Below are 20,851 nucleotides of genomic sequence, written 5' to 3'. Positions count from 1 at the left end.
GAGCCAGGATCGTCGCGGGACCCGGAAAGCTTTATATAAAGCGTGGGCGTGAGCCCGTGTGAAACCTCCCGCCGGGGCCTCCGAACCTGGACATCTCCTCTTGCTGATGCCAATCATCGTGGCCCTGGTCAGGGCCTTTGGGTCCGCACCGGCGAGCCGGAGCGGTGCTTGGGCATCGCGTGGCCAATGGCACGCGGATGCCGGGTTCGCTCGGCGAAGCCTGGTTGTGGGCCTCCTGGGCGTCCAGGGTGTCCTGGGCGCCAGCGCGTTGGCGGCGACGGGTGGCGATGCCAACGAGCAGCGTTTGCCCTTGTCCGGATTGCCTGGGGTGAATCTGGTCCGGCCCGGCGTTGCCCGATGGGTGGCACCGGAGGTCGGTGCGATCAATGCGGTAGTGCAGGCGCCCGATGGCACGGTTTGGTTCGGTGGCGAGGAAGGACTGCAACACTACGACGGCATCCGCCTCGATCCGTTGCTGCGCCTGCCGGTCGGCGGTGGGCCTGCCGATCCGACCGAAACTGGCGAGCACGCACGAGCGGTGCGCCTGGTCGTGCCCGGCGCCAGCAGGCTTGCCTTCAACGTGGGCTCTCGTTTGCTGTCGTGGCGGCCGGACGGCAAGGTCTTTCGGGTCGCGGCGGAAGATGGCAGCGGTTGGGTCCCTGCGATCACCTCACCTTCGATGCGGGCGGCGCACAGCTGGGAAACCCAGTGGTGTGCGCAAGGTTCCGGCCGCGTGTTGCGTCTGGCGCAGGTGGGAGGCCGGATCACGGCCTTCGATCTCGAAACCGGGCGTTCGCGACGGGTGCAGTCCGGTGCGCGGGATCCGGTGTTGCTCGACAGCCTGACATGCTCTGCCACGATGGCCTTCTGGCTGGAGCACGACGCCGCGTCCGTGTGGCTCGTGCGCCTCGACGTGGCGAGTGGCACGCGCACGACCGTCGCATTGCCCCGGGATGCCGGCACGCTGGCGATTCAGGATGACGACCATGCGTGGGTCGGCACCCGCCTCGGGGTGCTGAATGTGGAGGTGGCACGTCGCAGGCAGTGGCTGACGAGGCTGGACCCGCCGGCCGGACCGTCGCCGGTCGCTTCGCGGCATCTTCGACCGTGGCGGGTGTTCGCGAACGACAACGGCTACTACGCGGTTCGGGGGGCGGGAACCCGCTTCTTGCGCGTGCGCAATGGCAAGGTCGAGCAGAGCCTGGACGCGAACTGGCTGACCTCTCCGACCGTCTTCACGCGCAAGGTGCTCAACCGGGTCGTCACGCTCGACGACCATGGCGGGCATTCGACATGGCTGTTGAGGGGGGAATGGGTACAAGTGCTCTCCGCCACCTCTGCACTGGCGGGGACTTCGTACACCTTCGCGCCCAATGCGGGGGACGACGCGGTGCCCGACGTGCATGCCTTGTGCGAGTTGCCCGGCCGAGGCACGATCCTGCGCTTTGCCAGCGGCCGGCTCGGCTGGATGGGGACCGGAGAGGACGACAGGCTGCGGATGCTGCCCTGGCATGGCTGGCGTCAGCCGCTGGTCTGTGGCGACGACGGATCGGCGTGGTTCATCACGGGGGAGCTCGGCCGCCGTCGGCAGTTCTTGGTGAGGCTGACCGCGCCGGACCACGGCAGCTTGCTGGCGAGTACGCACCCGCTGCCCGGCCCCTTCGAGGGATCGATGGGCAAGCAGATCGTGCCGCTGGGCAAGACGACGGTGGCACTCGTGACCCAGAACGCAGCGGAGAGCTGGGACGTCGCCACCGGCGCGCGCAGGCCGCTGGCGCTGCGGCTTTCGACGCCGCGAGGGCATGCCCGGCTGCGCCCTGACCCCGGAGGCGACGGCGCGCACCGTCCGCAGATCGCCGTGACGAAGGGTGCCGAAGTCTGGCTGTTCGATCTCGGGAACGGCACTTCCCAACGTCTCGACCTTGACGCCGGGCGTCTGCAGGGAACCCGGTCCATCGATGTTGTCGATACGGTCTGGCTGTCGGCCACTCGGCTGCTGGTCGTCGGCGTGGATGGCGGTATTTTCCTGTGGGAGCTGACCCCTGCCGGCCGTCTGCTTCGGGCCGGCGCCTGGCACACGCAGGCCGCCTTCGGCAGCCGCCGAGCCTACTGTGCCGCGCGACAGGATTCGTCGCACGTCGTCGTCGCGACCTCGCAGGGTCTGATGTCGATCGACGTGCCGGATCGGACGGTGACGGCGCTCGGTCCTGACGCCGGCGTGATGTGGGGCGACTTCAACGATGAAGCCTGCGGGTCGGGCACCTCGCGCTGGTTCGGCAGTCCCGATGGCTGGGTGCGAGTGGCCTCGCCGCGTCAGCAAGCCGGCGAGACCATGCCCAGCGCGGTATTGCGCGCCGTGACGATCGGACAGAAGCCGGTGGCGCTGCCGGCCGCCGGTCAGCCGATTGAAATGAAGGAACAGGATGCGCTGATCCGTCTCGACGTGGCCGCGACGGGGCGGCTGCTGCCGGCGGGCGCGCTGCTGCACTACCGTCTCGTCGGGGTCGATCCGATGTGGCGCAGCTCGGTGGCGAGTGACCCCGTCATTTACACGACGCTGGCGGCGGGGCGTTATCAATGGCAATTCGGGTTCAGCAATGGCGAGGTGCCGCGCACGACGACGATCGCCCGCATCGTGGTGAACGGCCCGTGGTTTCGGCGACCTGGCGTGATCGCGGTGGCAGCGTTGTTGCTGTTGGCCATCGTGACGGTCTGGGCCCGCGACAAGCGATCCCAGCTGCGGCGACTGGCCGCGTCCGACAGGCGGCTCAAGCTGGCGCTGGGTGCGTCGTCGAGCGCACTGTACGACGACACGCCGGACACCGTCCTGCGTACCGACGCGCCGTGGCTGGGTTACGCGGCAGAAGACTTCTCGGGCCCCTGGTCCGAGTTCGACGACGGCGTGCATCCCGAGGATTTGCACGCCTACCGATCGGCTCGTGAGCGCGTTCTGCAGGGAACCGACAAGAGCCTGCGCGCCGAGTACCGCCTGCGCCATCGGCAGGGCCATTGGGTCTGGGTCCAGGATGTCGGCCAGGCCATTCCCGGCCGGGGCGGGCAGGGCGAGCGACGCCTGGTCGGCGCCATTCACCTGATCGATCACATCAAGTCGATCGAGGAGGAACTCCGTGTTCTGGCGACGGCCGACGGGTTGACGGGCTTGCCCAATCGCCGCGAATGCAACCGGTTGATCGAGGAGGCGGTCATGCACGGCCAGCGCGAGCACACGGCCATCGCCATCCTGTTCCTCGACCTGGACCAGTTCAAGACGCTCAACGATTCGCACGGGCATCATTTCGGCGACCTCGTGTTGCGCCATTGCGCCTGCGTGTTGCAGTCGCTGTTGCCGGCGCAGGCGAGTGTCGCCCGGCTTGGCGGCGACGAGTTCGTGGTGCTGTTGCCGGACGCGCAGGCGGACTCGGCGATGACCTTGTCCGCACGCCTTTGCGAAGGGATTCGCGCCATTCGGCAGGTCGAGGGCGTCGACGTCCGGCTCTCGGCATCGATCGGCGTGGCGCTGTGTCCGTACCACGCAAGCGACCGGAGCGGCTTGCTGCAGTACGCGGACGCCGCGATGTATGCCGCCAAGGAGGTGGGCGGCGACGGCGCCTCCTTGTTCGATCTTCGGCAGGCGCCATCGATCACCGAGCGGGCCGATGTCGAAGTCGCGCTCGCCAAGGCGCTCGAGCGCCATGAATTCGAATTGGTCTACCAGCCGCAGGTGAGGATGGATACCGGGCGATGCGACGGCGTGGAGGTGCTTCTGCGCTGGCACAACGAGCGGTTTGCGCACGTTTCTCTGCCGCGCGTGATCGCGCTGCTCGAATCCAGCGGACTCATCGTCGGCGTCGGCGGCTGGGTTCTCGACACCGCCTGTGCGCAGCACGAGGCACTGACTCGAGCCGCTGGCGCGCCACTGCAGATCGCGGTCAACGTCTCGGTGCGGCAGCTGCAGCGTCCCGACTTTGCCTCAGGCGTGCTCAAGATCCTGGCGCGTCACGCGATGCCAAGCTCGCAACTCCGGCTGGAGGTGACCGAGACGGTCTTCGCCGGTGCCTACGTGGACCTGCTCGCCCAGCTCGAGCAGGTGCGCCAGGCGGGCATCGGCGTCGAGGTGGACGATTTCGGGACCGGCTATTCATCGTTGAGCTACCTGAGGGAACTGCCCGTCACGGCATTGAAGATCGACAAGACCTTCGTCGACCACATCGGTGACGATGAGCGCAGCCTCAGGCTCTGTCAGACGATTGTCGGCCTGGGCCGCAGCCTCGATCTGGCGCTCGTCGCCGAGGGCGTCGAGAACGCCGTTCAGCGCGATCACTTGCTGAAGATGGGCTGCGTCCATGCACAGGGCTACCTCTTCTGCCGACCCTTGCCGCTGCCGGCCTTGCTGACCTGGCTGGCGGCCAACCAGGTCGGTGTGCAGGAGGGGCGCGGCGCCTCCGCATGACGGTGGCGGTCCGACGGCTTCCGGCCGCATCGCGAGCGCCTCAGGCCACCGCGTCCCACACCAGCTTCACGCCGGTCAGCAGCATGCCCAGGTTGAACAGGCGGTAGAACCACAGCGTGTTGATCCGGCGCACCACCTTCAAGCCGATCCACACGCCCAGCGGAGCGAACGGGGCCAGCGCCGCCGAGGCCAGCAGGTTGCGGGTGTCGATCAGGCCCAGCCAGGCGTACGGGATCCATTTCGAGGTGTTGAGCACTGCGAACAGCACGGCCGCGGTCGCCGTGAAGCGGATCGGCGAGAGCTTGAGCGGCAGCATGTAGAAGCTCGCCGGCGGGCCTCCGGCGTGGCAGACGAAGCTGGTGAAACCGGCGGTGGTGCCGAGCACGGCGCCCAGCCAGCGCGGCGGTGGCGGCGCATCGGCATGCGGCGGGAACAGCACGCGGATCGCCAGGAACACCAGCGTGATGCCGCCCACCACGCCGGCCACCGTGGTGGCCGACAGCAGGCCGAACAAGAGCGTGCCGATCAGCGTGCCCAGCAGGCCGGCCGGCACCAGCAGCTTGAGCAGCGACTTGTCGCTCTCGCGCACCAGCGCAGCCAGGCCCATCGCGTCCATGATGGCCAGCAAGGGCAGCATGATGGCGGCGGCCTGCGGCACCGGCATGGCCAGCGCCATGATGGGCACCGCGAGCGCGCCGAAGCCGGCGCCGAAGCCGCTCTTGGAGATGCCCATCAGGACCACCGCCGGAATCGCGGCGAGGTAGAAATGCCAGTCGGTGATCATGGTCGCGGGGGTGCGGGCCGTGGGACGACGTGTCGATGCGACGGGTGCCGTCCAGAGGCACGGATCGCGTGACGCGCTGGCCGGCGCGCAAAAGGCGACAATTCTCGGATGTTTCAGCCCTCACAGAACGACGTCCGGCAATTCTTCTGCGAAACCCGCGCCAAGCAGCGCCAGGGCCTGCCGCTGGCGCCGATCGAGGTGCTGGCCGCGGGCTGGATCGACGAACACCCGGAATACGACGCCGACCTGGCCGACCTGGAAGCCGCGCTGGCGGCCGTCTACACGGTGGACGATGGCCGCACCAATCCGTTCCTGCACCTGGCGATGCACCTGACGATCAGCGAGCAGGTCTCGATCGACCAGCCGCGCGGCATCCGTCAGGCGGTCGAGCTGCTGGCGGCCAGGCGCCACTCGCTGCACGAGGCCCAGCACGAGGTGATGGACTGCCTGGGCGAGATGATCTGGGCCTCGCAGCGCAGCGGCCAGCCGCCCGACGGGCTGGCCTACCTGGACGCGGTGCGCCGGCGCGCGACGCGCTGACGCGGCGGCGGACTCAGGTCGGGTAGCTGCCCGGCAGCAGGATGTCGCGGCCGACGTTGCGCAGCTGGGTGTGGCCGCAGAAGGCCATGGTCAGGTCGAGTTCGCGGTGGATGATCTCCAGCGCCTTGGTCACGCCGGCCTCGCCCATCGCACCCAGTCCGTAGAGGAAGGCCCGGCCGATCATCGTGCCGCGTGCGCCCAGCGCCCAGGCCTTGAGCACGTCCTGGCCCGAGCGGATGCCGCTGTCCATCCAGACCTCGATGTCGCGGCCGACCGCGTCGGCGATCGCCGGCAAGGCCTCGATCGCCGACGGCGCGCCGTCGAGCTGGCGCCCGCCGTGGTTGCTGACGATCATCGCGTCGGCGCCCGACTGCGCGGCCAGCCGCGCGTCCTCGACGTCCATCACGCCCTTGATGATCAGCTTGCCGCCCCAGCGCTTCTTGATCCACTCGACGTCGTTCCAGCTCAAGGCCGGGTCGAACTGCTCGGCGGTCCACGATGCCAGCGACGACATGTCGCCCACACCCTTGGCATGGCCGACGATGTTGCCGAAGCTGCGCCGCGGCGTGCCCAGCATGCCCAGGCCCCAGCGCGGCTTGGTCATCAGGTTGAGGAGATTGGCCAGTGTGGGCTTGGGCGGTGCCGACAGGCCGTTCTTCAGGTCCTTGTGGCGCTGGCCGAGGATCTGCAGATCGAGCGTCAGCATCAGCGCGCTGCAGTGGGCGGCCTTGGCCCGGTCGATCAGGCGCTCGATGAAGTCGCGGTCCTTCATCACGTAGAGCTGGAACCAGAACGGCGCCTGGGTGTGGGCGGCGACGTCCTCGATCGAGCAGATGCTCATCGTCGACAGCGTGAACGGCACGCCGAACTTCTCGGCCGCCCGGGCCGCCAGGATCTCGCCGTCGGCGTGCTGCATGCCGGTCAGCCCGGTGGGGGCGATCGCCACCGGCATGGTGGTGGGAAAGCCTGCCATCGGTGCGGCGGTGCTGCGGTGCTCCATGTTCACCGCGACGCGCTGGCGCAGCTTGATCTTCTGAAAGTCGCTCTGGTTGGCGCGGTAGGTGGTTTCGGTCCACGAGCCGGAGTCGGCGTAGTCGTAGAACATCCGCGGCACGCGCTTCTTGGCCAGAACGCGCAGGTCTTCGATGGTGGTGATGACGGTCATGGTCGATGGTCTCCTCAGCGCCGGATGCTAACGGCGCAGCGCCTCGTGGAGGCGGAAAGAAATTCAGGCCAGCGCGGAAATCAGCGCCTGACCGTCGGCCGCGGCCTGCTCGGAGGCGACGGCCAGCCAGGCCGCAAAATCGGCCGCCGCACCGGCACCCTGCGGGCGCAGGTAGTACGCGGTGGTGGCCTGGGCGGTGGGCGTCTGGCCGCGGCCGAAGACCGGCACCAGGCGGCCGTCGCGCAGCAGAGGGCGCGCCAGCGACGGCCGGGCCAATGCCACGCCCTGGCCGCAGGCGGCCGCCTCCAGGGTCAGGCCCAGGTCCACCAGGCGGGGGCCGGCGTCGGGCTCGGGCCAGTCCAGCGCCTGGGTGCGGAACCAGGGGGTCCAGGGCTCGACCGGGGTTCTCAGCAACGGCAGGCGGGCCAGGTCGTCCAGCGCGCGCAGCGCGGGCCACTCGGCGAGCAGCGCCGGACTGGCCAGCGGCAGCAGCAGGTCGTGCATCAGCGCCACCGCGCCATCGCCCGGCAGCGGGCCGTGGCGCACCTCCACATCCGGGTCCTGGCTCGGGCCGTCGACGTAGGGCACCGACAGCACCACCTCCAGCTCGATGTCGGGGTGGGTCTCGGTGTAGCCCGGCAGCGCCGGCACCAGGATCTGCCGCGCGAAAGTGGGCGGCGCGCAAACGCGCAGGCGCCGGCGTTGCTGGGCGCTGCGGCGGTGCAGGGGCACGGCGGCCAGCGCCGCCAGTGCGGTTCGCACCGAACCCAGGTATTCCTTGCCCGCGGCGCTGAGCACCAGGGTCTTGGCGCCGCGCTGGCACAGCGCCACGCCCAGAAGGTCTTCGAGTGCCCCGATACGCTTGCCGATCGCGCTGGCGGTGACGTTCAGCTCGTCGGCGGCGCGCTCGAAGGTGCCCAGGCGCGCCGCCGCTTCGAAAGCGCGCAAGGCGTCCAGCGAGGGCAGGCGCAAATCGGCCGGCCAAGCCGGCGTGGACGTGGAAACGGGCACGGAGACTGGGGACGACGCCATGCACCCATGGTAGCCGCTGGCCGCCGCCTGCCGGGGGCCGGGTACCGCCGACGCAGCCCGCGGATGCTCGCCGCGGCCGGTGGCCGGCTCAGGCGCCGGCCGTCGTCGGCGAGCAGGACGCGCCGCCGCAACCGCTGTGCGCTTGCTCGGCCAGCGCCTGGGTGCAACGGCCGGTGGCCGGGTCGAACCCCATCTGGTCCAGATGCGAGGCCAGGCCGGCATCCATGGTCTGCGCGTGCTGGACGAACCACGGACCCAGCGCCGGCAGCATGCGCTCCAGCGGGCCGAAGTCGGCGTGGTCGCGCGCCAGCCGGCTCACCTCGCGCATCAGCGCGAGCACCTGGGTGTGTTGCGAGCTGTGGCAGTTCTCGGGGGCGAAGCCGGTGGCGGTCATCCAGCGGTCTTCCTGCCCGAAGTGGCCCACGGTGTGCTCCACCAAGGCCTCGTAGCAGGCCAGGCCTTCGGCGGGGCTGCTGGCGAAGGCCGCTTCGGCCTCGGCGAGCAGCTGGACGAATTCCACATGGGTCTGGTCCATCGCGGGGTGGGCCAGGGCCAGGGCGTCAGACCATTCGAGCGTGGGCATGGGCGGCAGGGGATGAGGGAACGACAGGCCGGCATCGCGCCAGCCACGGCAAGCCCCGCATTTTGCCGCGAGGCGTCGGCGCGGCGAGGGCGTTCAGGCTTGGCCTGGGTCAAACAAACCCGGTTCTGCCGCCGCCGGCGTGCGGCCCGTGCCGCCGGGGGGCCGCGCGGGCCTGGCCCCTGCGCGGCCGGGCGGCAGGCGTGCGGCCGGCGGTGCATCGCTGCGGCTCAGCGCCGCCACCCGCACGCCGAGCAGGCGCAGGCGGCGGCCCAGGTCGGCGCGCTTCAGGCACTGTCCGGCGGCGTGGCGGATCGCCGCGGCGTCGGCCGTGGGGCAGTCCAGCGTGAGGTCGCGGGTCTGGGTCTTGAAATCGTCGAAGCGCAGCTTGATGCCCACCGTGCGGCCGACATAGCCCTTGCGCTGCAGGTCCTCGGCCACGCGCTGGCACAGCTCGGTGAACAGGGCGCCGAGCCGGGCCTTGTCGCGCACCGCATGCAGGTCGCGCTCGAAGGTGGTCTCACGGCTCATCGAGACCGGCTCGCTGTCGGTGACCAGCGCGCGGTCGTCGTGGCCGCGGGCCGCGTCGAACAGCCAGGCGCCGTAGCTGCGCCCGAAGCGCTCGACCAGCCAGCCGCGGTCGCAGCGGGCCAGCTCGCCGATCGTGTCGATCCCCAGCGCGGCCAGCTTGGCGCCCGCCTTGGGGCCGATGCCGTTGATGCGTCGCACCGGCAGCGGCCAGATGCGGGTGGGCAGGTCGTCCAGCGTCAGAACGGTCAGGCCGTCGGGCTTGTCCAGCTCGGAGGCGAGCTTGGCGAGCAGCTTGTTCGGCGTCACGCCGATCGAGCAGCTCAGGCCGGTGCTGCGCTGCACGTTGTTCTTGATCTCGCGCGCCAGCGCGCGCACGCCGCCCAGCGGGTCGTGGCCGATGGTGTCCTGCGCGCCCGGCACGTCGGTGAGGTCGATGTAGATCTCGTCGATGCCACGGTCCTCGATCACCGGCGCCAGTTCGGCGACGGCGGCCTTGAAGCGGCGCGAGCAGGTGCGGTAGAGGTCGAAATCGACCGGCAGCAGCACGGCCTCGGGGGCCTTGGCAGCGGCCTTCATCAGGCCCATGGCCGAGTGCACGCCGAGCGCCCGCGCTTCGTAGGTGGCGGTGGTGATCACGCCGCGCCCGGCGTAGTCTCCCAGGCGGGCGTAGCGGCGGCTGCCATCGGCCTGGGTCTCGGGCTGGTGGCGCCGGCCGCCGCCGATGACCACCGCCTGGCCACGCAGGTCGGGGTAGCGCAGCAATTCGCAGGACGCGTAGAACGCGTCCATGTCGAGGTGGGCGATCAGCCGGCGCGGCGGGTGGGACACAGCCTGCATGGTAGCGCAGGACTGGATAAAAGCACAGTCTTGAGGTGTGCCGCGGACCCGCCGCGCCGGAACCGCGCCCGGCGCTCAGGCGAGCCGCTGCCGGTGGCGTTCGATCTGGGCGCGGGCCTGGGCCGGCGCGGTGCCGCCCAGCACGTTGCGCGCGTTCAGCGAGCCGCGCAGCGTCAGCACCTCGAACACGTCCGGGCCGATGCTGGCGTGAAAGCCCTGCAGCGTGGCCAGCGGCAGCTCGGCCAGGTCCAGGCCCTGCTTCAGGCCTTCCTTCACCGCATGCGCGACGACCTCGTGCGCGTCGCGGAAGGGCAGGCCCTTCTTGACCAGGTAGTCGGCCAGGTCGGTGGCGGTGGCGTAGCCGCGCAGCGCGGCGCGCTCCATCGCGTCGGCCTTGACCTTCAGGCCGCCCGTTCTTTGGGGATTCGGGCTGCCGTCCGCGGCGAGTTCGCCGCCGACCATCTCGGCCATGATGCGCAGCGTGTCCTTGACCGTGTCCACGGTGTCGAACAGCGGCTCCTTGTCTTCCTGGTTGTCCTTGTTGTAGGTGAGGGGCTGGCCCTTCATCAGCGTGATCAGGCCCATCAGGTGGCCGACCACGCGGCCGCTCTTGCCGCGCGCCAGCTCGGCCACGTCGGGATTGCGCTTCTGCGGCATGATCGACGAGCCGGTGCAGTAGCGGTCCGACAGGTCGATGAAGCCGAAGTTCTGGCTCATCCACAACACGATCTCCTCGGCCAGGCGCGAGACGTGCACCATCACCAGCGTCGCGAAGCCGGTGAACTCGATCGCGAAGTCGCGGTCGCTCACCGCGTCCAGGCTGTTCTGGCACACGCCGTCGAAACCCAGCGCGCGGGCCACGGCCTCGCGGTCCAGCGGGTAGCTGGTGCCGGCCAGCGCGGCGGCGCCCAGCGGCAGGCGGTTGACGCGCTTCCTCACATCGACCAGGCGTTCGGCGTCGCGGGCGAACATCTCCACGTAGGCCAGCAGATGGTGCGCGAAGCTCACCGGCTGAGCCACCTGCATGTGGGTGAAGCCGGGCATCACGGTCTCGGTGTGCTGCGCCGCGATGTGCACCAGCGCGCGCTGCATCTCGGCCAGCAGCGGCGCGATCTGGTCGATCTCGCCGCGCAGCCACAGGCGCACGTCGGTGGCGACCTGGTCGTTGCGGCTGCGGCCGGTGTGCAGTCGCTTGCCGGCGTCGCCCACCAGTTGCGTGAGGCGGGCCTCGATGTTCAGGTGCACGTCCTCGAGTTCGAGCTTCCACTCGAAGGCGCCGGACTCGATCTCGGCGCGGATCTGCGCCATGCCGCGCTGGATGTCGGCCAGGTCCTGCGCGCCGATGATGCCTTGGGCGGCCAGCATGCCGGCATGCGCCAGGCTGCCTTCGATGTCGGCCTGCCACATGCGCTGGTCGAAGAACACGCTGGAGGTGTAGCGCTTGACCAGCTCGCTCATCGGCTCGGAAAACAGGGCCGACCAGGCCTGGGACTTCTTGTCGAGTTGGTTGGCGCTCATGGGCAGGGATTCGCGGGCAAGGGCAGGGGGCGCCGCCGCGGCGACGCGCGGCAGGCAGGAGGAAGCCGGCATTTTAGGCGGCACCCGTCGCCGCGCCGGCAGGGGTGAGAATGCGGCCCGTGAGCACTCCCACCGAGGCCCCCGCCAGCACATTGTTCGACGACCTGCGCGATGCGGTCGTGCCCGGCGGCGTGGCGGGCGGCCGGCCCGGCCCGTGGCCGCTGTGCGGCACCGGCGTGATCCTGCGCGCGCTGCTGTGGGTGCACGCCGCCGTCGGCGTGGCGCTGAGTTTTTCGAGCGGCCGGCTGGCGGGCTGGGTCGCCGCGCTGACCGATGCCACGATGGTGACGGTGCCGGCGACGCTGGCCTGGGTGCTGCTGGCCTGCGGCAGCGGACGCTGGCTGCGGCGTGCCTCGGCGCCGGCGCAGCTGGTCACGCTGGCAGGCCTGGGCGCGCTGACCGGCGGGGGCAGTTGGTTCCTGCTCGACCGCATCGGCCTGGCGCCGCACAGCGCCAGCGGCGTCCTCGCGCCGGCGCTGGCCGGCGCGGCGCTGGCGGCGCCGCTGTGGCTGTCGGTGCGGTGGCGCGAGCGGGCCAGGCTGCCGGCCGCCGCGGCGGCACGCCTGGCCGATCTGCAGACCCGCATTCGTCCCCATTTCCTGTTCAACACGCTCAACACCGCGATCGCGCTGGTGCAACTGGACCCGCGCCGTGCCGAGCAGGTGCTGGAAGATCTGGCCGAGCTGTTCCGTGCGGCGCTGGGCGCGCTGGAGCAGACCACGACGCTGGCGCAGGAGGTCGAGCTGGCGCGGCGCTACCTGTCGATCGAAGCCCTGCGCTTTGGCGCGCGGCTGGAGGTCGAGTGGAGCCTGGACCCCCACGCCAGCGGCGCGCGCCTGCCGCCGCTGGCGCTGCAGCCGCTGATCGAGAACGCGGTGCGCCACGGCATCGAGCCCAGCGACCGCGGCGGCACGATCGAGATCCGCACCCGGCGCCGGCGCGACCGGGTGCTGGTCGCTGTCACCAACACGGTGGCCACCGGCGCCCCGCTGCGGCCCGGCCACGGCATCGGCCTGGCCAGCGTGCGCGAGCGCCTGCGCCTGCTGCACGACCTGGACGCCGACCTGCGCAGCGGCCTGATCGAGGACGGCCGCTGGCGCGTCAGCCTGTCGGTGCCGGCCGACTGACCTGGGAGGCGTCAAGACCATGAGCCCATCGCCCGCTGCACTGCGCGTGCTGATCGCCGACGACGAGCCGCTCGCCCGCCTGCGGCTGCGCAGCCTGCTGGCGGACGTGGTGGCGCCACCGCTGGCGGTGGTGGCCGAAGCCGGCAGCGGCGCCGAAGCCTTGCACGCGCTGGCGCGCACCCCGGTCGATCTGGTGCTGCTGGACATCCACATGCCCGGCCTGGACGGGTTGGAGCTGGCGCGGCGGCTGAAGTCGCTGGACGCTGCGCCGGCGGTGGTCTTCGTCACCGCGCATGCCGAACACGCGCTGCAGGCCTTCGATCTGGCGGCCATCGACTACCTGACCAAGCCGGTGCGACGTGAGCGCCTGCAAGAAGCGCTGAGCCGTGCCGCGCAGCACCGCGGTCTGGCCGCCGTGCCGGTGCCGGCCGCGGTGGCGGCCGAGCCCGCGACGCTGGTGGTCAGCGACCGCGGCCGGGTGCTGCGCCTGCCGGTGGCCGAGGTGGTCTACCTGAAGGCCGAGATGAAGTACGTGACGCTGCGCACCCTCAGCCACGCCTACGTGCTGGACGACGCGCTGTCCGATCTGGAGCAGCGCCTGGGCGAGGCCGTGCTGCGCATCCATCGCAATGCACTGGTGGCCCGCGCGGCGGTGCGCGCGCTGGAGCGCCGCCACTTGCCCGGCAGCGACGCCGACGAGGCGGGCGAGTCCTGGGCGGTGCAGGTGGCCCCGGGCGGCGAGTGGCTGGCCGTGTCGCGCCGCCAGGTGGCGGCGGTGCGCGAGGCGCTGGAGGCGCACGGCCTTTGAACGGCCGGCTCGGCCGGCAGATCGCCAGCGGCGTCGGCCGCGTCCGTCAGCCGGTGTTGCGCAGGCCCGCCGCGACGCCGTTGATCGAGATGTGGATGCCGCGCTGCATGCGCTCGTTGCCCGGGTCGCCCTCGCGGCGCTTGCGGTAGCGGCGCATCAGTTCGACCTGCAGGTGGTTGAGCGGGTCGAGGTAGGGGAAGCGGTGCTCGATCGAGCGCGCCAGCGCGGGGTTGCTCTGCAGGCGCTCGGCTTCGCCGGTGATCAGGGTCAGCGCCGCATTCGTGCGATCCCATTCGGCACGGATCGCGGCGAAGATCCTCTTGCCCAGGCGCTTGTCTTCCACCAGCTCCACATAGCGTGCGGCGATGCGCAGGTCGCTCTTGGCCAGCACCATGTCCAGGTTGGAGAGCAGGGTGCGGAAGAAGGGCCATTGCCTGAACATGCGCTGCAGCAGGTCCAGGCGCTGGGCGCGGAGCTTCTTGTCCTCGCCCAGGAAACTCTCGACCGCGGAGCCAAAGCCGCACCAGCCCGGCAGCGCCACGCGGCACTGGCCCCACGAGAAGCCCCAGGGGATCGCGCGCAGGTCCTCGATCGCGCGGGTGGCCTTGCGCGAGGCCGGGCGCGAGCCGATGTTCAGTTCGGCGATCTCGCGGATCGGCGTCGCCGAGAAGAAGTAATCGGTGAAGCCCGGCGTCTCGTAGACCAGCGCGCGGTAGGCCGACATGCTGGCGTGGCTCAAGGCCTCGGCGGCGTCCAGGAAGGCCTTGGGTGCGGCCTTGGTCGGGTGCAGCAGCGTGGCCTCCAGCGTCGCGGCCACCAGCGTCTCCAGATTGCGCCGGCCGATCTCGGGGTGGGCGTACTTGGACGCGATCACCTCGCCCTGCTCGGTCAGGCGGATCTGGCCGTTCACCGTGCCCGGGGGCTGGGCCAGGATGGCCTGGTAGCTCGGGCCGCCGCCCCGGCCCACGGTGCCGCCGCGGCCATGGAACAGGCGCAGGCGGATGCCGTACTGCGCCTTGAGCGATGCGAACATCTCCACCAGCGCGATCTCGGCGCGGTAGAGCTCCCAGTTGCTGGTGAAGAAGCCGCCGTCCTTGTTGCTGTCGGAGTAGCCCAGCATCACGTCCTGCTCGGCGCCGCCGCGCCTCACCAACTCGGCGATGCCCGGCAGCGCGTAGAACTGCTGCATGATCGGCCCGGCGTTGCGCAGGTCGGCAATCGTCTCGAACAGCGGCGAGACGATCAGGTCGGCCTCGGCACCCGCGTTCAGCGTGCCGCGCAGCAGCCCGCACTCCTTCTGCAGCAGCAGCACTTCGAGCAGGTCCGAGACCTCCTCGGTATGCGAGATGATGTAGTGGCGGATCGCCTCGCGGCCGAAGCGCGCGCGGCCGGATGCCGCCTCTTCGAAGATCGCCAGCTCGCTCTGCGCCAGCGGCGAGTAGGCGGCGCCGCGCACCCGCAGCGAGCGCGCGTCGTTCAGCTGGGCCAGCAGCACCTCGCGGCGTCGCGGCTCGCTCAGCGCGCCGTAATCGGCTTCGACCTGCGCCACGCGCAGCAGTTCGGCCACCACCGCCTCGTGCTGGTCCGAGCTTTGTCGCAGGTCGACCGTGGCGAGGTGGAAGCCGAACACCTGCACCGCACGCATCAGCGGCGCCAGGCGCGGCGCCACCAGCGCCTGGGCGTGGTGCGAATGCAGCGAGGCCTCGATCACCTGCAGATCGGCCAGGAACTCCTCCGGCGCGAGATACGGATCTTGCGGCGCCACGGCATGGCGCAGCGCCTCAGTACCGGTCAGCGCGTGCAGCGTGGCGGCCAGCCGGGCGTAGAGGCCGATCAGCGCGCGGCGGTAGGGCTCGTCTTCGCGGTGCGGGTTGCGGTCGGGCGAGCGCTCGGCCAGCGCCTGCATCTCGGGCGTGATCGGCGCCAGCAGCAGCGAGATCGACAGCTCGGCCCCCAGCGAATGGACTTCGGTCAGGTAATGGCGCAGCACCGTCTCGGCCTGGCGCGACAAGGCCAGGCGCAGCGTGGCGGCACTGACGTTGGGGTTGCCGTCGCGGTCGCCGCCGATCCAGTGGCCCATGCGGAAGAAGGCCGGCACCGCATGGCCGGGCAGCGCCTGCTCGATGTCGCGGTACATGCGCGGGATCTGGCGCAAGAAGGTGGCGTGGTAGTAGCTGAGCGCGTTCTCGATCTCGTCGGCCACCGTCAGCTTGGCATAGCGCAGCATGCGGGTCTGCCAGAGCTGGGTGACGCGGGCCCGGATCAGGTCCTCGTTCTCCTGGCGGTCGACGCCGGCGCGCAATGCGTCGCGCTGGCTGATCAGCTCGGCGATCGCCCGCTCGGCGTCGAGGATGCTGGTGCGCTGCACCTCGGTCGGGTGGGCAGTGAGCACCGGCGAGATGTAGGCGTGCTGCAGCGCGCCGGCGATGTCGTCGGCACGCAGGTCGGCGCGGGCCAGCTTGTCGAAGCAGTACGCGAGCGATCCTTCGTGGCGGGTGCCTGCCACCTCGTGCACCTCGCGCCGCCGCACGTGATGGCGGTCTTCGGCGATGTTGGCCAGGTGCGAGAAGTAGCTGAAGGCCCGGATCACGCTCACCGTCTGGTCGGCCGAGAGGTTCTTCAGCAGGCGGTCCAGCACCCTGCCGGCCGAGGCGTCCTTCTTCAACCGGTAGGCCACCGACAGCTGCCGCACGCGCTCGATCAGGTCGAAAGCCGCACGCCCTTCCTGCTCGCGGATCACATCGCCCAAGATCCTGCCAAGTAACCGGATGTCCTCCATCAACGGCTTGTTCTTCTCGGCGGCGTCGCTCTCGGCACGCCTTTTTTTCTCGACGGAAGTGCTGGCGACAGACTTGGAGGAGGTTCTTTTCGTCGCTGCAGCGGAGGCGGAAGTGCGTGGCATGAAAGGCTCCGTTCGATGTAACCAGATTACCAATCTCTTATCGTATCAGGCCTCGGCCGCGGCGCGATAATTCGCTCCATCATGAGCCAAGCCACTCCCCACGCCACGCCCCCCGTCGTCATCGCCACGCGCGAAAGCCGCCTTGCCCTGTGGCAGGCCGAGCACGTGCGAGATCGGCTGGGCCGCGAGCTCGGCCTGCCGGCCGAATTGCTGGGCATGACCACCCGGGGCGACCAGATCCTCGACCGCAGCCTGTCCAAGGTCGGCGGCAAGGGCCTGTTCGTCAAGGAACTCGAAACCGCGCTGGAAAGCGGTCAGGCCCGCCTGGCGGTGCATTCGCTCAAGGACGTGCCGATGGAACTGCCCGCGGGCTTCGTGCTGGCGGCGGTGCTGGAGCGCGAGGACCCGCGCGACGCCTTCGTCTCCAACCGCTTCGCCGACCTGGCGGCACTGCCGCAGGGCGCGTGCGTGGGCACCTCCAGCCTGCGCCGCGTGGTGCAGCTGATGGCGCTGCGGCCGGATCTGCGCATCGAGCCGCTGCGCGGCAATCTCGACACCCGGCTGCGCAAGCTCGACGACGGCGGTTATGACGCGATCGTGCTGGCTGCGGCGGGCCTGAAGCGGCTGGGCCTGGCGCAGCGCATCCGCTCGGTGTTCGACGAGACCCGGATGATCCCGGCGGCCGGCCAGGGTGCGCTGGGCCTGGAAGTGCGCGCCGACGACCAGGCGCTGCGTGACGCGCTGCAGCGCCTGAGCCACGCGCCGAGCTGGCTCGCCACCCATGCCGAGCGGGCCGTGTCGCGGGCGCTGGGCGGCAGTTGCAGCGTGCCGCTGGCGGCGCATGCGGTGGTGCGCGACGGGCAGCTGCATCTGGAGGCCGCGCTGGGCCACGCCGCCGACCCGACGCGCCCCTTGTTGCGGGCCGGCGGCCACAGCGCGCTGGCAGGCACCGCCGAGGCCGAGGCGCTGGGGCGCGAGGTGGCCGGGCGGCTCCAGGCCGCCGGGGGCGATGCCTATCTCGCCGCAGTGGCGGCCTGATCGGCGGCCATGATGAAGCCCGGCCAGGGCGGACAGGATCTGCCGGCGGTGGGACCTTTGTTGCTGGTCACCCGGCCCGCCGCGCAGGCCAATGACTGGGTCGGCAGGCTGCAGGCCTGCGGCCTGAGGGCGCAGGCCCTGCCGCTGCTGTCGATCGCGCCGGCGCCCCAGGTGGACGAGCTTGTCCAGATGGCAGCGGCGCTGCGGCCGGGCGCGCTGGTGGTGTTCGTCAGCCCGAACGCGGTCGAGCACGCCTTCGCGGCGCTGGCCGGGTCGCCGGGCGGGCCGCTCGGCCGCTGGCCCGAGGGCGTGCGGGCGGCGGCCGTCGGACCGGGGACCGTGGCGGCGCTGCGGGTCGCAGGCGTGCCGCAGGCGTTGATCGTCGCACCGGCGGCCGACCGGCAGCAATTCGATTCGGAAGCGCTGTGGGCGCTGCTGTGCGAGCAGGACTGGCGCGGCCGGGAGGTCTGGGTGGTGCGCGGCGAGGGCGGCCGCGACTGGCTGGCGGACCAGCTCAAGGCGGCCGGCGCGCGCACGCACGCCGTGCAAGGCTACCGGCGCGGCGCACCGGTGCTGGACGCCGCCGGCCAGGCGCTGCTGGCGCAGGCGCTGGGGTCGCCGGCGGACGTGCGCTGGCTGTTCAGCAGCTCGGAGGCCATCGGTCACCTCGATGCCCTGGCACCGGGGCACGACTGGTCCCGCGCCACGGCCTGGGTATCGCACCCCCGCATCGCCGAGCGCGCGCAGCAGCTGGGCGTGGGCTCGGTGCGCCTGATCGCGCCCGGCGTGGACGGCGTGGCGGCGGCGGTCGCCGCGGAGGGCGTCGATACAATCGGTCCCCAACCGTGAACCCATCGACACCGTCCCCCGACGCAGCCCCTCCGCCGTCCTCCGGCGATGCCGCGGCGCCCGCCCCGTCAGCACCCTTGCCCGCCGCGGTGGCGCTGCCGCGCCACAACAACAGCCTGTGGATCCTGGGCGCGGTGGTCTTGACGGCGCTCTGCGTCGCCAGCCTGGCGCTGGTCTGGAGCACCCAGCAGCGGGTCAAGGTGCTGGAGCAGGAATTGGTGCGGCGCCAGCAAGGCAGCCAGGACCAGGCCACCGAGGCCAGGGTGCTGGCCAGCCAGGCGCACGACATCGCGGCCGATGCGGCGGCCCGCCTGGGCCTGGTCGAGGCGCGGGTGGCCGAGTCGTCGCTGCAGCGCACGCAGGTCGAAGAGTTGATGCAGTCGATGTCGCGTTCGCGCGACGAGAACGTGGTGGCCGACGTCGAGGCGTCGATCCGCGTCGCCTTGCAGCAGTCGGCGATCACCGGCAGCGCCGAGCCGCTGGTGACGGTGCTCAAGCAGGGCGACGAGCGCCTGGCGCGCTACAACCAGCCCCGGCTGGAGCGCGTGCGGCGAGCGATGGCGCGCGATCTGGACCGCGTTCGCGCGACCCAGACGGTGGACGTGCCTGGCCTGTCGATGCGGCTGGACGAGATCGTGCGCCGCGTCGACGATCTGCCGCTGCTGATGGCGCCCGAACGCCATCGGGCCGCCGCGCCGCGCGCGCTAGGCAAGCCGGCTCAGGCGGTGCCTGCGGCGTCGGCGGCCTCTGCCGGACTTCCCGTCTGGCAGCCTTTGAGCCAGCTGGCCGGCGACGCCTGGGCAGCGATTCGCTCGCTGCTGCGGGTGACCCGCATCGATCATCCCGAGGCCGGTCTGATGGCACCGGATCAGGCCTACTTCCTGCGGGAGAACCTGAAGCTGCGGCTGCTCAACGCACGGCTGTCGCTGCTGTCGCGCCAGTTCGATCTGGCGCAAGGCGACCTGAACCAGGCGCAGGCGATGCTGGATCGTTTCTTCGACTCGTCGTCGCCCCGCGTGGCCCTGGCCCGGGAGCAGTTGCGCCAGCTGACGCAGCAGGCGCGCCAGGTGGTGCTGCCCCGGCCCGACGAGACGCTGGCAGCGCTGGCCGCCGCCGGCGCCGGCCGGTGAGCCGCGGCGGCATCGCGGCAGCCTGAATCGCCATGCGCTCGATCATCTGGCTGATCCTGCTGTTCGTCGCCGCCGTGGTGGCCGCGACCTTGCTGGGGCGCAACGACGCCCTAGTTTCGATCTTCTATGGCCATTGGCGGCTGGACCTGTCGCTGAACCTGTTCCTGTTGTCCTTGCTGGGCCTGGTGATGCTGCTGTTCGCCAGCCTGCAGGCGGTCAACGGCCTGCTCAGCCTGCCGACGCGAGCGCGCGAATGGCGCGCGCTCAAGCGTGAACGCGCTGCCAGCGCGGCCCTGCGCGATGCCTGGGCCGAACTGCTGGCGGCCCGCTACGCCCGCGCCCAGCGGTTGGCGCAGCGCGCGCTGGACCTGCAGGCCGAGGTGCCGTCGCTGTCCGGCGACGTGCAGTTCTCGGTGCTCGCCCAGGTCGCCGCGGCGTCCGGCCTGCACCGCCTGCAGGACCGCCCGGGGCGCGACCAGCGCGTGCAGGCGGCGCTGGAGCTGGTCCACGGCGGACTCGGCTCGGGCACTGCGGCCGATGGCGTGCAGTTGCTCGCGGCGGAATGGGCTCTGGACGACCGCGACGCAGCTCGCAGCCTGGAACTGCTGGGCGAGTTGGCACCCGGGGTCGCCCGCCGCACGCTGGCCTTGCGACTCAAACTGCAGGCCACGCGCCTGCAACGAAAGCCGTTGGAGGCGCTGCAGACCGCGCGACTGCTGGCCAAGCACCAGGGCTTCTCGGCGCTGGCCGCGCAATCGCTGTTGCGCTCGCTGGCCATCGAGGCGCTGGACCAGTGCCACGACGAGTCGCAACTGCAAGGCGTCTGGCAGCAACTGGAAGCGGCCGACCGCGCCGATGCCTGGGTGGCCGCGCGGGCCGCGCGGCGAGCCCAGGCGATGGGACGTCCCGCGCTGGGCCGGCAGTGGCTGCTGCCGCTGTGGGACCAGATCGGCCGGGCCGAGCCGGATGCGCGGCGCCAGATCGCGCTGTCGCTGGCCGAGTGCGCCGAGGGCGCCGGCAGCGAGTGGCTGCCGAAGGTCGAGACGGCGCTGTCGCGCCATGGCCACGAGGCCTCGCTGGTGGCGGTGGCCGGCGTGATCTTTGCCGAGCGCCAGCTCTGGGGCAAGGCGCGGCGCCTGCTCGACCAGACCGCCTCCGCGATCGATCTGCCCGCAGGCATGCGCCGCAACGCGCTGCGCCGTTTGGCCGCCCTGGCCCGCGACACCGGTGACGACACCGGTGCGGCCGTGTTCGAACGCCGCGCGGCGGCCATCGACTGAACGCCGCAGACCCCATCTGGCGCTTGCAGATGAAAAGGCCTGTGCTATACTGCTAGCTTCACGAGAACAGCACGCGGCTGTAGCTCAGTTGGATAGAGTACTTGGCTACGAACCAAGGGGTCGTGGGTTCGAATCCTGCCAGCCGCACCAAAAACGCAAGGGGTTGCCGAGAGGCAACCCCTTCGTCGTTGACAGGCCCGTGACGGCATGACCGCCGATC

Annotated in this window: 15 protein-coding genes and 1 tRNA gene; 9 read left to right on the top strand and 7 right to left on the bottom strand. The window is 71.0% G+C overall.

What is annotated here, in order from left to right; translation table 11 throughout:
- Window positions 1–106 precede the first annotated feature (106 nt).
- Complete coding sequence (locus AC0N04_RS00460; RefSeq protein ID WP_474279015.1) at window positions 107–4,450, top strand: putative bifunctional diguanylate cyclase/phosphodiesterase; 4,344 nt, start codon at window positions 107–109, stop codon at window positions 4,448–4,450.
- 40 nt (window positions 4,451–4,490) lie between these two features.
- Here the strand turns inward: AC0N04_RS00460 and AC0N04_RS00455 are convergent, their stop codons facing one another.
- Window positions 4,491–5,234, bottom strand: coding sequence for a sulfite exporter TauE/SafE family protein (locus AC0N04_RS00455; RefSeq protein ID WP_474277511.1), 744 nt, complete (start codon window positions 5,232–5,234; stop codon window positions 4,491–4,493).
- Between the two features lie 108 nt (window positions 5,235–5,342).
- On the opposite strand from AC0N04_RS00455, the gene AC0N04_RS00450 reads away from it, so the two are divergent.
- Window positions 5,343–5,774 (top strand): DUF1841 family protein, encoded by a 432-nt coding sequence (locus AC0N04_RS00450; RefSeq protein ID WP_474277508.1) that lies wholly within the window; start codon window positions 5,343–5,345, stop codon window positions 5,772–5,774.
- 13 nt (window positions 5,775–5,787) lie between these two features.
- Here AC0N04_RS00450 and AC0N04_RS00445 read toward each other — a convergent pair whose 3' ends face one another.
- The 5 genes from AC0N04_RS00445 to argH form a co-directional block, all read right to left on the bottom strand.
- Complete coding sequence (locus tag AC0N04_RS00445; protein ID WP_474277507.1) at window positions 5,788–6,939, bottom strand: alpha-hydroxy acid oxidase; 1,152 nt, start codon at window positions 6,937–6,939, stop codon at window positions 5,788–5,790.
- Between the two features lie 63 nt (window positions 6,940–7,002).
- Window positions 7,003–7,971: a LysR substrate-binding domain-containing protein gene (locus tag AC0N04_RS00440; RefSeq protein ID WP_474277504.1), complete on the bottom strand. Its 969-nt coding sequence runs from the start codon at window positions 7,969–7,971 to the stop codon at window positions 7,003–7,005.
- Between the two features lie 88 nt (window positions 7,972–8,059).
- A complete protein-coding gene (locus AC0N04_RS00435; protein WP_474277501.1) occupies window positions 8,060–8,554 on the bottom strand; it encodes a hemerythrin domain-containing protein in 495 nt (164 codons plus the stop codon).
- Between the two features lie 93 nt (window positions 8,555–8,647).
- A complete protein-coding gene (gene dinB / locus AC0N04_RS00430) occupies window positions 8,648–9,919 on the bottom strand; it encodes a DNA polymerase IV (protein WP_474277500.1) in 1,272 nt (423 codons plus the stop codon).
- Between the two features lie 75 nt (window positions 9,920–9,994).
- Window positions 9,995–11,437, bottom strand: coding sequence for an argininosuccinate lyase (gene argH / locus AC0N04_RS00425; protein ID WP_474277497.1), 1,443 nt, complete (start codon window positions 11,435–11,437; stop codon window positions 9,995–9,997).
- A gap of 110 nt (window positions 11,438–11,547) precedes the next feature.
- Here argH and AC0N04_RS00420 point away from each other — a divergent pair, with 110 nt between their 5' ends.
- Window positions 11,548–12,624, top strand: coding sequence for a sensor histidine kinase (locus AC0N04_RS00420; RefSeq protein WP_474277495.1), 1,077 nt, complete (start codon window positions 11,548–11,550; stop codon window positions 12,622–12,624).
- A 19-nt stretch (window positions 12,625–12,643) separates the two neighbouring features.
- Window positions 12,644–13,432 carry a LytR/AlgR family response regulator transcription factor gene (locus AC0N04_RS00415; RefSeq protein ID WP_474277492.1) on the top strand — a complete coding sequence of 263 codons (789 nt, stop codon included), beginning with the start codon at window positions 12,644–12,646 and terminating at the stop codon, window positions 13,430–13,432.
- A gap of 46 nt (window positions 13,433–13,478) precedes the next feature.
- Here the strand turns inward: AC0N04_RS00415 and ppc are convergent, their stop codons facing one another.
- Window positions 13,479–16,334, bottom strand: coding sequence for a phosphoenolpyruvate carboxylase (gene ppc / locus AC0N04_RS00410; protein WP_474277490.1), 2,856 nt, complete (start codon window positions 16,332–16,334; stop codon window positions 13,479–13,481).
- 81 nt (window positions 16,335–16,415) lie between these two features.
- Between ppc and hemC the strand changes: the two genes are divergently transcribed.
- The 5 genes from hemC (at window position 16,416) to AC0N04_RS00385 (ending at window position 20,781) form a co-directional block, all read left to right on the top strand.
- Window positions 16,416–17,372, top strand: a complete 957-nt coding sequence (hemC, locus tag AC0N04_RS00405) for a hydroxymethylbilane synthase (protein WP_474277487.1) — start codon at window positions 16,416–16,418, stop codon at window positions 17,370–17,372.
- A gap of 9 nt (window positions 17,373–17,381) precedes the next feature.
- A complete protein-coding gene (locus AC0N04_RS00400; protein WP_474277484.1) occupies window positions 17,382–18,221 on the top strand; it encodes a uroporphyrinogen-III synthase in 840 nt (279 codons plus the stop codon).
- A 77-nt stretch (window positions 18,222–18,298) separates the two neighbouring features.
- Window positions 18,299–19,351, top strand: a complete 1,053-nt coding sequence (locus AC0N04_RS00395) for a uroporphyrinogen-III C-methyltransferase (protein WP_474277482.1) — start codon at window positions 18,299–18,301, stop codon at window positions 19,349–19,351.
- A gap of 32 nt (window positions 19,352–19,383) precedes the next feature.
- On the top strand, window positions 19,384–20,631 hold the full coding sequence (locus AC0N04_RS00390; protein WP_474277479.1) for a heme biosynthesis HemY N-terminal domain-containing protein: 1,248 nt from the start codon (window positions 19,384–19,386) through the stop codon (window positions 20,629–20,631).
- A 73-nt stretch (window positions 20,632–20,704) separates the two neighbouring features.
- Window positions 20,705–20,781 (top strand) — tRNA-Arg (locus tag AC0N04_RS00385).
- Window positions 20,782–20,851: the final 70 nt, after the last annotated feature.

It is taken from the genome of Ideonella sp. sgz306126 (assembly GCF_056032705.1).
This window is presented reverse-complemented; position numbering and strand designations above follow the sequence as displayed.